Genomic DNA, 13028 nt, shown 5'->3' with positions numbered 1-13028 from the left:
ATCTAAGACTGGAGTCCAGTATGTTGGAATCAAGCAAAGTTCCCGCCCTGACACGGGCTATTGATATTCTCAATTTGATTGCCCGCATTGGTCCCTGTAGTGCTGCGACGATCATTGACACATTGGGGATCCCTAAAAGCACGGCCTATTTGCTGCTTAATGAACTCAGGCGTCAGCGTTTTCTTAGCCTTGATCACCAGGAAAATTTTTGTTTGTGGACCAGGCTGGTGGAGCTTTCCGGTCATGCGTTAAGCAAGATGGATCTCCGGGAACTGGCTCGACCGCGTTTGACGCAACTGATGGATACCACTGGGCTGTTATGTCACCTGGGGATTATTGATAACGGCAGCGCTTATTACATTTTGAAAGTGGAGTCATCAGCCACTATCAGCGTGCGTTCCCATGAAGGAAAAAGCCTTTCGCTTTATCGCTCCGGAATAGGTAAATGCCTGCTTGCCTGGCAACCTGCAGCTGTACAGCAAAGTATTATCGAAGGGCTGGTCTGGGAGCAGGCATTTTCTTTGTGGTATACGCGTTTCTGGGTGTTCCGGCGAATCTTTTGATGCGCAAACTGGGGGCCAGAACCTGGATTGGTACGACAACACTGCTGTGGGGATTTCTTTCGGCTGCCATGGCATGGGCCGATACTGAAGCGAAATTTCTGATCGTTCGCACTCTGCTTGGTGCTGCGGAGGCCGGTTTTTTCCCTGGTATGATTTATCTCACTTCGCAATGGTTTCCGCAGCGTAATCGCGCCAGCATTATGGGGCTGTTCTATATGGGCGCACCGTTGGCGTTAACACTGGGATCACCGCTTTCCGGCGCGCTGCTGGAGATGCATGGATTTATGGGGCATCCCGGCTGGTTCTGGATGTTTGTGATTGAAGGATTGCTGGCAGTCGGCGCTGGGGTATTCACATTCTTTTGGCTTGATGACACGCCGGAGCAGGCACGTTTTCTGAGTAAAGAAGAAAAAACGTTGCTTATCAACCAACTGGCAAGTGAAGAACAACAGAAAGTGACTTCTCGACTGAGCGATGCGCTGCGTAATGGGCGAGTCTGGCAACTGGCGATTATCTACCTGACCATTCAGGTGGCGGTTTACGGATTAATTTTCTTCCTGCCGACGCAGGTTGCTGCATTGTTGGGGACAAAAGTGGGCTTTACGGCGTCGGTGGTCACCGCCATTCCGTGGGGCGCGGCCTTGTTTGGGACCTGGCTTATTCCGCGCTATTCCGATAAAACCGGCGAGCGGCGTAATGTCGCGGCGCTGACATTACTGGCGGCAGGCATTGGTATTGGTCTCTCCGGGCTGCTTTCTCCAGTACTGGCGATCGTTGCGCTGTGTGTTGCAGCCATCGGGTTTATTGCCGTACAGCCAGTGTTCTGGACGATGCCGACACAGCTTCTTTCCGGTACGGCGCTGGCTGCGGGGATTGGTTTTATAAACCTGTTTGGTGCAGTGGGCGGGTTTATTGCCCCGATCCTGCGCGTGAAAGCAGAAACGTTATTTTCCAGCGATGCGGCGGGATTACTGACGCTGGCAGCGGTGGCGGTCATCGGTTCGCTGATTATTTTCACTCTGCGTGTAAATCGCACTGTTGCGCAGACCGACGTGGCACATCATTAAATAGTTAAGGAACACGATGAACGCATTATTAACCAATCCCTTTAAAGAACGTTTACGCAAGGGCGAAGTGCAAATTGGTCTGTGGTTAAGCTCAACGACTGCCTATATGGCAGAAATTGCCGCCACTTCCGGTTATGACTGGTTGCTGATTGACGGGGAGCATGCGCCAAACACCATTCAGGATCTTTATCACCAGCTACAGGCGGTAGCGCCCTATGCCAGCCACCCCGTGATCCGTCCGGTGGAAGGCAGTAAGCCGCTGATTAAACAAGTCCTGGATATTGGCGCGCAAACTCTACTGATCCCAATGGTCGATACTGCCGATCAGGCACGTCAGGTGGTGTCTGCCACGCGCTATCCTCCCTACGGTGAGCGTGGTGTTGGGGCCAGTGTGGCACGGGCTGCGCGCTGGGGACGCATTGAGAATTACATGGCGCAAGTCAACGATTCGCTTTGTCTGTTGGTGCAGGTGGAAAGTAAAACGGCACTGGATAACCTGGACGAAATCCTCGATGTTGAAGGGATTGATGGCGTGTTTATTGGACCTGCGGATCTTTCTGCGTCGTTGGGCTACCCGGATAACGCCGGGCACCCGGAAGTGCAGCGAATTATTGAAACCAGCATTCGGCGGATCCGTGCTGCGGGTAAAGCGGCTGGTTTTCTGGCTGTGGCTCCTGATATGGCGCAGCAATGCCTGGCGTGGGGAGCGAACTTTGTCGCTGTTGGCGTTGACACGATGCTCTACAGCGATGCCCTGGATCAACGACTGGCGATGTTTAAATCAGGCAAAAATGGGCCACGCGTAAAAGGTAGTTATTGATATCAAAGGCCCATGGGGATCGGCTGTGGGCCTGTGTTAATTAGTGGTTATTCGCTGCCAGATCGGCTTCGCTTAGCTGAGTGGCCGCGAGCACCTGATCACGATCAATGCCCTGCTCCAGCATGCGCAAAGCAATTTTAATGGCTTGTTCATGCATGCCTTCCTGCCAGCCAATTTGATGTCCTTCCTGCCGTAGCCGTTCAGCAATAGTCATTAATCTCTCCTTTTAATGACCGTTCGGAATATCAGCATCAGTGAGTTGGGTTGTCGCCAGCACAATCTCACGTTCAAAGCCCTGTTCCAGCATGCGCAAGGCAATTTTAATGGCTTGTTCATGCATACCTTCTACTTTGCCTTTCTGCAAACCCTCCAATTTCCCCTCCTGCCAGCCTTCTAATTTACCTTCCTGCCAGCCAATTTGATGTCCTTCCTGCCGTAGCCGTTCAGCAATAGTCATTAATCTCTCCTTTTGTAGTGGTGAACGTTCGGCAATCTCCTGAATAAAGCGGGTGAAACGGGAGGTATCGCCGCATTGCAGCAGATAATTAAACAGCGTTTGTAGCTGGCTGTCATTAGTGAAGCCTCTAACCAAAAGCGTGGTGATCCTGTCGACCATACCGATTAAATCGCGGTCGCGAATATGCTTTTGAATCAGTTCCAGCAGAGCTATACGCCGATGTTGCATGATCTCATCGTCAGGTACGATGGTGATATCCACCAACGGAAAAGCTTCGGTGTACAACTGCCGGGCAAGTTGCGGATCGTCAAACTCATCCAGCCAGTTGAGTGAGTACGGGTAGGGCGAGGTTTCGCCATGATAAAACAGCAATGGCACCACCAGCGGAACTCTGTCATAGCCTTTATCCAGGTGACGTTGCATGGCGGCAGTGGCATAGCGCATTAGTCGAAAAGCCATATTCTTTTCTGCAGAACTTTGATGTTCAATCACGCAGTAGATATAGCCGTCACCGTCGCTGGTTTCCACCGACCACAAAACATCCGAGTAGTAAGCGCGTAAACTTTTTTCAATAAAGCTGGTGGGTTCCAGGCGTAAGGTTTGCAGGTTGCAAAGCTTGCGCAGCGGCTCTGGCAGATGTATTTCGAGAAAATCTCGCGCCGTATCGGGCGAGAACATAAAGGTTTTAAATACCGCATCATGCGGGGAGGAGGTTGTTGATTCGGTCATGGTTGTCCGTCACCTGATATTTATGATAACGCGACATTACGGTTATCCCAGGCCTTTGACATCTGCCAGTTTCAGCCTTTGCGAGACGTTTTCAGAGGAATTTTCACTGCGTTGCAACGTATACATTGAGCGCGGAATCGTGGACGCAAAAATGCCCGGTAACAACATGCTTACCGGGCATCAGATGGGAGTTTTAAGCCAGCGCCTGGGCCAGTAGCGTAATCGGATGTTCGCAGCGAAGACTTGTGGACATCTCAATCTGCCATTTGCAGGTTTCGCAGTCGGTAACCACCAGATCTGCGCCGCTTTCTTCTATCTGACGGAACAGTGGTGCGCCGATGGCTTGTGAGGTGGGGTAGTTCTCTTTTTTGAAACCGTAAGTACCTGCAATACCGCAGCACTGGGAATCCAGCACCGTTAACTCAAGCCCCGGGATTTTACGCAACAGCTCCAGGGTGTAGAGCGTCCAGCCCATTTTTTCCATATGGCACGGAGTGTGATAAACCACTTTTAGCGGCAGCGGTTTCAGCGGCAAGGTTTTGCCTTCGTCCAGCTTGCGCCACAGCCAGCGGGTCGCCAGTTCGATGTGATCGCGCAAGCCTTTGTTGTCGACATTCAGCACTTCCGGGTACTCGTCGCGCAGAGCAAACGTACAGGTCGAGGAGGTGGCAATCACCGGAATGCCTTTTACTCCCACTGCTTCGCGGATCGACTCTACATTTGTGATTGCCTGTTTACGTGCTTTATCGGTAAAGCCGTTGGCGATCAGCGGTACGCCGCAGCATTTTTCTTTGCTGAGCAGTTGTACACCGGTACCCATTGCGTTGAGCACTTTAATTAAATCTTTGCCTAACTGCGGATGGTTGTAGTTAACGAAGCAGCCGTGAAAGAAAGCCACCTGGTCTTTATATTGCGCTTGTTGGGCTGCCACGCTGCGATACCAGCGACGGAACGTGCCGAAGGAGTATTTCGGTAGCGTGCGGCGATGATCGATTTTTAACGCCGCATCAAGCAGCTGTCGCACCGGTTTCAGCGAGGTAGCAGTGTTAACGATTGGTGCGAATGGCGTGGAAACGCTACCCATCAGGTCGGTATGACTCAACACAAAATTGCGCAGTGACGGGCGTGTGGTGTCATATTTCGCCCGCGCGCGCTGGATGATATCGCCAATCTTCACATCGGACGGGCAGGCGACTTCGCAACGTTTGCAGTTGATGCAATATTTCAGTGCCTCGTCATACAGTGCGCCATCCTTCAAACGCAGACGCTCGCCATCCGGCCCGGCTTGTTTTGGCCCCGGATATCCCGGATTCACCCGGCTCACCGGGCAGGCGGTGGTGCAGACGGTGCACTTAATGCAGTTTTCGAAGCTGGTGTCGTTCATTGTTGGCCTCCTGCGCGTTGGGCAATCTGTTGAGCGGCATGTAAAGCACTGACGGCACAAACACCGCCGCCGCATCCCTGGGCGATGGGATCAAATCCGCCCAGCACCGAACCGATGGCAAACAGGTTCTCAATGGTTTGCCCTGCCTGCGACGGGCGTAGTGCCTCATCAGTGGTTACACCGAACTGCTGCCACGGTTGCGGCGCAAAAAAATCGCCCTTATACCATTCACCCCGCGTGGCGGTTTGTAGCACATCAAGGCCGAGAATCGGCTCGCGAATGCCGTCACGTTCTGCCACCAGTCCGCCACTAAAGAAACTGCCGCTCGCAAGCACCGCAAATCGTGGGCGCAGCGGGATATCGGCGTGATTGCGGGTCCAGATTTCATTTACTACGCCATTTTTACAGGTCACTTTTTTCACTTCATCGCCTGGCATCCACACGCCACCCTGGCGCACAAACTGGCGCTGTAACTGGTTTTGCAGACGAATGCCCAGCACGGAAGGCGGCAGCGTTGGCAAAAGCATCAATGAACAAGGTAGTTTTTCATTCAACCAACGCCAGAGTTTGTCATCGGCCAGGCCGAAGCAGGCGGGCATCAGGATCATTTCGCAGGTATTGGCGACAGGAATAAGCGCATCAAGTAACAGCGACCAGTTTTCTTCATTATCAAGGAAACGGGCGATATTCACCGCGCGAAACTCGGTGGCGTTGTTGCGCAGCACATCCAGTTCCGGCAGTTCAATTTCAGCGGTTTCAACTTTAAGATCCAATTCGCGCAATGAAGCCGCTGCAAGATGCGCCTGAAAATCCATCAGACCGCTAATTCCTACTACACATATTTTCTTCGCGGGCAGCGGCCAGACGGGGACTTCTGGCGAACTTAGCCAGGTTGAGCGCAGAGTGCCGAGTGGCGTAATCCGCTGGTGGGCCAGTTCTACGCTGCCCTGTAATTGCGCACCGCTTTCAGCGATTAATGCCTGCGCCTGGCAAGCGAGATCGAGTACGCGTTGTGGCCCTAGAAGAGTGTAAGGATGGGCAGGTGCCTGCTGACGCAAAGATTCCAGTCCACTGTGAATGTCTGTCACCGGTTGGCCATCTGGCAGATGGCTCAGCAAATCCAGCGATCCAGATGAGAAATGGAGCGCGCTTTGACCACGAGTGACAATGGCACAGCGCAGGCCGTGTTTTTGCAGTTGCAGGCCACAGAGTAATCCGGCGAGGCCGCCGCCCATAATGACAGTATCAAAGCGCATCTTTCTGCTCCTTCTCCAGACCACACAGTCCCTGATAAACCCAGCGGGTAAATTCGCTTTCGCGCAGTGCGTCTCCCCATGCTATGGGTTGCACGCCTTTCCAGCGTTCGTTTAGGAAGGTGGAAAGTTGCTCGATAGATTGCGTGGACGTCGTGACGTTAAAACGTTGCAGCAGTCCTGCAGCGCGACAGGCGCAGAGTTCGCCCTGGCATGTGCCCATTCCCACACGGGTACGACGGCGTAAATCCAGCAGGCTGTTAACGTTTAAATTTTCTACTGCGTACTGCACTTCACCCGCAGTTACCGCTTCGCACTCACATACCAGGCTGCGGTGCAGGCGGCCTTCGCTCAGCCAGGCTGGTGTGCGATCGCCGTGCCGGTAAACTGCGGAACCGCGCAGCGGAGCGGGCAGGGAGATCACTTTGCGCAGCGTGACTTCTGCCGGTTCCTGTGAGCCAGGAAGTGCCAGATCGGCGGTTGTACAGGGGCGCGTGTTGCCCAGCTTGCGACATACCGCGTCGGTAGCCCATTCCGCCATCAGGCGGTAGGTCATCAGTTTGCCACCGGTGATGGTGATAAACCCGTCGAGACCATCGCGTTCAGCATGATCGAGCAGCACGATGCCACGGCTGACGTTACGTCCGCTCGGATCGTCATCGCTGGCAACCAGCGGGCGTACGCCAGAGTAGGCCCGCAAAATGCGCGTTTTCGCCATCACGGGGGCCAGTTTTTCCCCTTCACGCAGCAGAATATCAACTTCTTCTGCCGTCACTCGATTATCGTCAATCTCGTTGTAATCAATACGTAAAGAGGTGGTGCCAATCAGCGAAATGGTATCGCCAGGCACCAGAATATCGGCGTCGGAAGGTTTGCGGCAGCGGTTGATCACATGCTGATTAATGCGGTGATCCATGATCAGCAGCGATCCTTTCGCCGGGAACATGCGAATGCGCAGATCGGCATATTCGGCAATGTGTTGCCCCCAGATCCCGGCGGCATTAACTACGACAGGCGCATGAAGTGCCTGAATTTCGCCGGTGAGATGGTTACGTACACGAACACCGCACACCGTCGCGCCTTCACGAATCAGCCCCGTGACTTCATGAGCGGTAAGGATAACGGCACCGTGTTCTTTGGCATCCAGCATGTTTGCTGCTGTCAGACGAAATGGATCAACGGTGCCATCCGGAACTTTCACCGCGCCAATCAGTGCCGGGTTAACGGCAGGTTCGATAATGCGCGCTTGCTGCGGCTCAATGGCTTCTGCGTTGATCCCTGCTTCTTCGCAGGCGCGGATAAAAGTGGCCTGGAAGGAGAGGTCATCTTCCGGCAGGGTGATAAACAGGCCGTTGGTTGGTTCTACGCAGTGACGTGCAATGCGTTTCAGAATCTGGTTTTCACTAATACATTCGCGGGCCGATTCCGCATCGGTTACCGCATAGCGCGCACCGCTGTGCAGCAGGCCGTGGTTACGCCCGGTGGCACCGGTTGCGATGTCGTGGCGCTCAACCAAAATCACGCGCAGCCCGCGCAGGGCACAGTCGCGGGCAATCCCGGCTCCCGTTGCGCCACCGCCAATGATAATCACGTCACTTGATTGCGAGTCGCGAGTTTTCATTGTTATCCCTCTGAAGTTCGTTTTTTACCATTTAGCCATAGTAAAAACATGAATTGTTTGATTTCGCGCACATTCGCTCATAATTCGAAAGTGAAACGTGATTTCATGCGTCATTCTGAACATTTCAACCATCGTATTTAATAATGTGTGCGGTAATTCACATTTAATTTATGAATGTTTTCTTAACATCGCGGCAACTCAAGAAACGGCAGGTTCTCCCACTGAATCAGGCTGTTAATCATAAATAAGACCACGGGCCACGGAGGCTATCAATGTTGAGTATTTTTAAACCAGCGCCACACAAAGCGCGCTTACCTGCCGCGGAGATCGATCCGACTTATCGTCGATTGCGCTGGCAAATTTTCCTGGGGATATTCTTTGGCTATGCTGCTTACTATTTGGTTCGTAAGAACTTTGCGCTCGCTATGCCTTATCTGGTTGAGCAGGGATTCTCACGCGGTGATTTAGGTTTTGCCCTTTCGGGGATCTCGATTGCTTATGGATTTTCGAAATTCATCATGGGTTCGGTATCGGATCGCTCGAATCCGCGCGTTTTCCTGCCCGCAGGTTTGATTCTGGCGGCGGCAGTGATGTTGTTTATGGGCTTTGTGCCATGGGCGACGTCGAGCATTGCGGTGATGTTTGTACTGTTGTTCCTCTGCGGTTGGTTCCAGGGGATGGGGTGGCCGCCGTGTGGTCGTACTATGGTGCACTGGTGGTCGCAGAAAGAACGTGGCGGTATTGTGTCAGTGTGGAACTGTGCGCACAACGTCGGTGGTGGTATTCCGCCGCTGCTGTTCCTGCTGGGGATGGCCTGGTTCAATGACTGGCACGCGGCGCTCTATATGCCCGCTTTCTGTGCCATTCTGGTGGCACTGTTCGCCTTTGCGATGATGCGCGATACCCCGCAATCCTGTGGCCTGCCGCCGATCGAAGAGTACAAAAATGATTATCCGGACGACTATAACGAAAAAGCGGAACAGGAGCTGACCGCGAAGCAGATCTTCATGCAGTACGTGCTGCCGAACAAACTGCTGTGGTACATCGCCATTGCCAACGTGTTCGTTTATCTGCTGCGTTACGGCATCCTCGACTGGTCACCGACTTATCTGAAAGAGGTTAAGCATTTCGCGCTGGATAAATCCTCCTGGGCCTACTTCCTTTATGAATATGCAGGTATTCCGGGCACCCTGCTGTGCGGCTGGATGTCGGATAAAGTCTTTCGTGGTAACCGTGGGGCAACCGGCGTCTTCTTTATGACACTGGTGACCATCGCGACTATCGTTTACTGGATGAACCCGGCAGGTAACCCAACCGTCGATATGATTTGTATGATTGTTATCGGCTTCCTGATTTATGGCCCTGTGATGCTGATCGGTCTACATGCGCTGGAACTGGCACCGAAAAAAGCGGCAGGTACGGCAGCGGGTTTTACCGGGCTGTTTGGTTACCTCGGCGGTTCGGTGGCGGCGAGCGCGATTGTTGGCTACACCGTGGACTTCTTCGGCTGGGATGGCGGCTTTATGGTAATGATTGGCGGCAGCATTCTGGCGGTTATCTTGTTGATTGTTGTGATGATTGGCGAAAAACGTCGCCATGAACAATTACTGCAAAAACGCAACGGAGGCTAATGGCATGAAATTGACGCTGAAAAACCTTAGCATGGCGATCATGATGAGCACTATAGTCATGGGAAGCAGTGCAATGGCGGCGGACAGCAACGAAAAAATAGTCATCGCCCATCGCGGTGCCAGTGGATATTTGCCGGAGCATACGCTGCCAGCAAAAGCGATGGCGTATGCGCAGGGAGCGGATTATCTGGAACAGGATTTGGTGATGACCAAAGACGACCATCTGGTTGTTCTGCATGACCATTATCTCGATCGTGTTACTGATGTTGCCGATCGTTTCCCGGATCGGGCGCGCAAAGACGGTCGTTACTACGCGATAGATTTCACGCTGGATGAAATTAAGTCGCTGAAATTTACCGAAGGTTTCGATATTGAAAACGGTAAAAAAGTGCAGACTTATCCGGGGCGTTTCCCAATGGGTAAATCTGACTTCCGGGTGCACACCTTTGAAGAAGAGATTGAATTTGTTCAGGGGTTAAACCACTCTACCGGGAAAAATATCGGTATCTATCCAGAAATTAAAGCGCCGTGGTTCCATCATCAGGAAGGGAAGGATATTGCGGCAAAAACGCTGGAAGTGCTGAAGAAATATGGTTACACCGGTAAGGACGACAAAGTTTATTTGCAATGTTTTGATGCTGATGAGCTGAAGCGTATTAAGAATGAGCTGGAACCTAAAATGGGTATGGATCTCAATCTGGTACAACTGATTGCCTATACCGACTGGAACGAAACGCAGCAGATACAGCCGGACGGAAGCTGGGTTAATTACAACTACGACTGGATGTTTAAGCCGGGGGCTATGAAACAGGTGGCGGAATATGCTGATGGTATTGGTCCGGATTACCATATGTTGATTGAGGAGACATCGCAGCCGGGTAATATCAAACTCACTGGCATGGTGCAAGATGCTCAGCAGAATAAACTGGTAGTGCATCCTTATACCGTGCGGTCAGATAAACTGCCTGAATACACTACTGATGTGAATCAGTTATATGATGCTCTGTATAACAAAGCGGGTGTAAATGGGCTATTTACTGATTTCCCTGATAAGGCAGTAAAATTCCTTAATAAAGAGTAAATTAACTACCGGATGGCACTTATGTGCTATCCGATACCACTCTTCATTAAAGTCTGTGGGTTATCCTTAATTGCAATTATTTTGAGCGAGATGACTTGTTCCCGGCATAAGATACTCGTCAATACAACACGTATTATTAAGATTTTCCTCAGCTAAACATCTATAGTCATTGTCGTTAATAAAAAACGACAGGCGATAGGGTATGGCAGTTTCAGCAAAGCACGACGAATTTAATCACTGGTGGGCAACAGAGGGCGACTGGGTTGAAGAGCCTAACTATCGCCGTAATGGTATGAGCGGGGTGCAATGCGTCGAGCGCAACGGCAAAAAGCTGTATGTAAAGCGCATGACGCATCATCTGTTTCATTCCGTACGTTATCCGTTCGGCCGACCAACGATTGTCCGTGAGGTTGCGGTAATTAAAGAACTGGAACGGGCCGGTGTCATCGTGCCGAAGATCGTTTTTGGTGAAGCGGTGAAAATTGAGGGTGAATGGCGCGCGTTGCTGGTGACTGAAGATATGGCGGGGTTCATCAGCATTGCTGACTGGTATGCCCGGCATGCAGTATCGCCTTATTCTGACGAAGTACGGCAAGCCATGTTGAAAGCAGTGGCGCTGGCGTTTAAGAAAATGCATAGCGTTAATCGTCAGCATGGCTGTTGTTATGTTCGCCATATCTATGTGAAAACAGAAGGTAAGGCAGAAGCTGGTTTTCTTGATCTGGAGAAAAGTCGTCGCCGCTTGCGTCGTGATAAAGCGATTAATCATGACTTCCGCCAGCTGGAAAAATATCTGGAGCCGATCCCTAAAGCGGACTGGGAGCAGGTGAAAGCGTATTACTACGCCATGTAATCGTTGTAGGCCAGATAATACGCGTAAGCGTCGTATCTGGCGCTAGTACCCGATCACAACTCGATTTCAATATCGCCTTTTGCCCGGCAACAACAGGGCAAAATTTCCCCCGGCTGAATAAAGGCTAACGGTTCGGCAATCCAGTCCACCTGGCCTGCAACAAGGCGCGTGCGACAGGAACCGCAGTAACCTTCGCGGCACTGGTACTCAACCGCCACATTGTGGGATTCCAGCGCCGCCAGAAGGGAAGGGTGTTCATCCTGGCACAGCAGTTGTGTGCCAGTGATGCGCAGGGTAACGCGAGCCATCAGAGCTGGAAGTTACTCAAATCGTCGGTGTCCACTTCCGAGTCAATCTGCCCGACCAGATAAGAACTGACTTCCACTTCCTGCGGAGCAACCTGCACGTTATCAGACACCAGCCAGGTATTGATCCACGGGATCGGGTTGGAGCGTGTCTGGAACGGCAGATCCAAACCGACTGCCTGCATGCGGATATTGGTGATGTATTCAACGTACTGGCAGAGAATGTCTTTATTCAGACCAATCATCGAACCGTCACGGAACAGATAATCCGCCCAGTCTTTCTCTTGCTGTGCCGCCTGGACAAACAGGTCATAGCACTCCTGCTTACATTCTTCGGCAATTTCCGCCATCTCCGGATCATCCGCGCCGCTGCGCAGCAGATTCAGCATATGCTGAGTACCGGTCAGGTGCAGGGCTTCATCGCGGGCAATCAGGCGAATAATTTTGGCGTTACCTTCCATCAGTTCGCGTTCTGCAAAGGCAAAGGAACAAGCAAAGCTGACGTAGAAGCGGATCGCTTCCAGCGCGTTAACGCTCATCAGGCAGAGATACAGTTTTTTCTTCAGCTCGCGCAGGCTAACGGTTACGGTTTTACCGTTAACGGTGTGGGTACCTTCGCCCAGCAGATGCCAGTAGCTGGTCATTTCGATCAACTCATCGTAATAGCTGGAGATCCCTTCCGCACGTTTCTGGATCTGCTCGTTGGTAACGATATCGTCAAAGACAACAGACGGATCGTTAACGATATTACGGATGATATGGGTATAGGAGCGGGAATGAATCGTTTCTGAGAACGCCCAGGTTTCTACCCAGGTTTCCAGTTCCGGGATCGAGATCAGCGGCAGCAGTGCCACGTTCGGGCTGCGACCCTGAATGGAATCCAGCAGCGTCTGATATTTCAGGTTGCTGATAAAGATGTGTTTTTCGTGTTCAGGCAGTGCCTGGTAATCGATACGGTCGCGGGAGACGTCAACTTCTTCCGGACGCCAGAAGAAAGAGAGCTGCTTTTCGATCAGCTTTTCGAAGATGTCATATTTTTGCTGATCGTAGCGAGCCACGTTGACCGGCTGACCAAAGAACATTGGTTCTTTGAGCTGATCATTTTTCGTCTGTGAAAAGGTGGTATATGCCATGAATGTGTCCTGTTGGGAGTTTAATGCCGGATAAGGCATTTTACGCCGCATCCTGTGCCTGATGCGACGCTGGCGCGTCTTATCAGGCCTACAAACCGAGCCGTATGCCGGATAAGGCGTTCACGCCGCAT

The 13028-nt window shown here is 52.0% G+C and carries 11 protein-coding genes and 2 pseudogenes; 6 read left to right on the top strand and 7 right to left on the bottom strand.

What is annotated here, in order from left to right; all coding sequences use genetic code 11:
- Window positions 1–20 precede the first annotated feature (20 nt).
- The 3 genes and pseudogenes from ACJHWT_RS02460 to yfaU all read left to right on the top strand — a co-directional run.
- Window positions 21–515, top strand: a pseudogene (locus ACJHWT_RS02460) (IclR family transcriptional regulator); the annotation flags it as partial.
- Complete coding sequence (locus ACJHWT_RS02455; protein ID WP_001110518.1) at window positions 446–1630, top strand: MFS transporter; 1185 nt, start codon at window positions 446–448, stop codon at window positions 1628–1630. The pseudogene ACJHWT_RS02460 and the gene ACJHWT_RS02455, both read left to right, overlap by 70 nt.
- 16 nt (window positions 1631–1646) lie before the next feature.
- Complete coding sequence (gene yfaU, locus ACJHWT_RS02450) at window positions 1647–2450, top strand: 2-keto-3-deoxy-L-rhamnonate aldolase (protein WP_000992976.1); 804 nt, start codon at window positions 1647–1649, stop codon at window positions 2448–2450.
- A gap of 40 nt (window positions 2451–2490) precedes the next feature.
- On the opposite strand, the pseudogene ACJHWT_RS02445 reads toward yfaU, so the two are convergent.
- The 5 genes and pseudogenes from ACJHWT_RS02445 to glpA form a co-directional block, all read right to left on the bottom strand.
- Window positions 2491–2676, bottom strand: a pseudogene (locus ACJHWT_RS02445) (hypothetical protein); the annotation flags it as partial.
- The gene (locus tag ACJHWT_RS02440) at window positions 2677–3636 is read right to left on the bottom strand and encodes an ISNCY family transposase (protein ID WP_000140533.1); all 960 of its coding nucleotides are present in this window, start codon (window positions 3634–3636) and stop codon (window positions 2677–2679) included.
- 193 nt (window positions 3637–3829) lie between these two features.
- On the bottom strand, window positions 3830–5020 hold the full coding sequence (gene glpC / locus ACJHWT_RS02435; protein ID WP_001000377.1) for an anaerobic glycerol-3-phosphate dehydrogenase subunit GlpC: 1191 nt from the start codon (window positions 5018–5020) through the stop codon (window positions 3830–3832).
- Window positions 5017–6276 carry a glycerol-3-phosphate dehydrogenase subunit GlpB gene (glpB, locus tag ACJHWT_RS02430; protein WP_001209940.1) on the bottom strand — a complete coding sequence of 420 codons (1260 nt, stop codon included), beginning with the start codon at window positions 6274–6276 and terminating at the stop codon, window positions 5017–5019. The genes glpC and glpB overlap by 4 nt, the downstream gene beginning before the upstream one ends.
- Window positions 6266–7894, bottom strand: coding sequence for an anaerobic glycerol-3-phosphate dehydrogenase subunit A (gene glpA, locus ACJHWT_RS02425; RefSeq protein ID WP_000857228.1), 1629 nt, complete (start codon window positions 7892–7894; stop codon window positions 6266–6268). The genes glpB and glpA overlap by 11 nt, the downstream gene beginning before the upstream one ends.
- Before the next feature lie 272 nt (window positions 7895–8166).
- Here glpA and glpT point away from each other — a divergent pair, with 272 nt between their 5' ends.
- From glpT to inaA, 3 genes are all read left to right on the top strand, one after another.
- Window positions 8167–9525 carry a glycerol-3-phosphate transporter gene (glpT, locus tag ACJHWT_RS02420; RefSeq protein ID WP_000948732.1) on the top strand — a complete coding sequence of 453 codons (1359 nt, stop codon included), beginning with the start codon at window positions 8167–8169 and terminating at the stop codon, window positions 9523–9525.
- Between the two features lie 4 nt (window positions 9526–9529).
- Window positions 9530–10606 carry a glycerophosphodiester phosphodiesterase gene (gene glpQ / locus ACJHWT_RS02415; RefSeq protein ID WP_000779080.1) on the top strand — a complete coding sequence of 359 codons (1077 nt, stop codon included), beginning with the start codon at window positions 9530–9532 and terminating at the stop codon, window positions 10604–10606.
- A 202-nt stretch (window positions 10607–10808) separates the two neighbouring features.
- Window positions 10809–11459, top strand: a complete 651-nt coding sequence (inaA, locus tag ACJHWT_RS02410; RefSeq protein WP_000301031.1) for a lipopolysaccharide kinase InaA — start codon at window positions 10809–10811, stop codon at window positions 11457–11459.
- Window positions 11460–11512: 53 nt separating this feature from the next.
- Here inaA and yfaE read toward each other — a convergent pair whose 3' ends face one another.
- Window positions 11513–11767, bottom strand: a complete 255-nt coding sequence (gene yfaE / locus ACJHWT_RS02405) for a ferredoxin-like diferric-tyrosyl radical cofactor maintenance protein YfaE (RefSeq protein ID WP_000135039.1) — start codon at window positions 11765–11767, stop codon at window positions 11513–11515.
- A complete protein-coding gene (gene nrdB, locus ACJHWT_RS02400) occupies window positions 11767–12897 on the bottom strand; it encodes a class Ia ribonucleoside-diphosphate reductase subunit beta (RefSeq protein ID WP_000332037.1) in 1131 nt (376 codons plus the stop codon). Before nrdB ends, yfaE begins: the two co-directional genes overlap by 1 nt.
- Window positions 12898–13028: the final 131 nt, after the last annotated feature.

It is taken from the genome of Escherichia sp. WS338 (assembly GCF_046486405.1).
GTDB lineage: Bacteria > Pseudomonadota > Gammaproteobacteria > Enterobacterales > Enterobacteriaceae > Escherichia > Escherichia coli.
Note: the sequence above shows the minus strand (reverse complement) of the source record. Positions and strands in the feature narration are given on the sequence as shown.